The sequence below is a fragment of the Terasakiella brassicae genome (assembly GCF_014641495.1).
GTDB classification, from domain to species: domain Bacteria; phylum Pseudomonadota; class Alphaproteobacteria; order Rhodospirillales; family Terasakiellaceae; genus Terasakiella; species Terasakiella brassicae.
On record NZ_BMHV01000074.1, the window covers coordinates 1 to 813 of the forward strand.

An 813-nucleotide genomic window follows, 5' to 3' on the forward strand; every position below is an offset into this window, starting at 1 on the left:
TTTTCTTTATGGATTGTGCGGATATTGGTCAGCAAAACCAAATCTTTGCGTTGACGTTCAGACATGGGCCGCTTTCGCCAATCATAATAACCGCTGAGGCTGACGTTGAAGGCTTTGTACAGCAGGTGAAGCGGATGGTCGGCCTTTTTCGCATCAATGAACTTGAACCTCATCGCTTTTGACTCGCAAAGAAGGCCGTTGCCTTTTTTAGAATCTCCCTCTCCTCCCGCAATATTCGGTTTTCTTTGCGAAGGCGAGCCAGTTCCTTATGAAGGTCATCGTGCGGTCCTGACATCAAATCGTCATGCTTATGTTTAGCAACCCATTTGTTCAACGTGGAAAGGCCGATGCCAAGATCGGCGGCAACTTGTTTGCGAGATAAGCCACTTGTCAGTGCAAGCTGGACGGCTTCGCTTTTAAATTCATCAGATTTTTTGAGACTCATTTATTCCTCCTGTAAATCTCAGTTTAACAGAAGGTGCTCTCCAGTTTTAGGGGACGGGTCCATTCTTTAAACACAACCGATTATAGCACAGCTACAACACGTTGCCGAACCATTGCATATAATCTTGAGCAATACTTCCAAGACATCCGTGGCGGTCACTTAAACGACATTCCAACAACACCGAATGTGTGGCACAAAAGTGTAGCACACTGTAGCACAATTCAAGCTCCACCATCATTAGACGCAGACGGTCAGAGATGGTCCCCAAAAACAGGACAGGGTGTTAAGGTGGGATAACCGTTTTTGAAAAGGACTATCCGATGGCAAAACGCCGTAACCATTCAGCCGACTTCAAAGCCAAAGTAGCT

General features: G+C 46.1%; 1 protein-coding gene. It reads right to left on the reverse strand.

The features are described from left to right. Window positions 1-169 precede the first annotated feature (169 nt). Window positions 170-445: a transposase gene (locus IEW74_RS17230; protein WP_188667424.1), complete on the reverse strand. Its 276-nt coding sequence runs from the start codon at window positions 443-445 to the stop codon at window positions 170-172. Window positions 446-813: the final 368 nt, after the last annotated feature.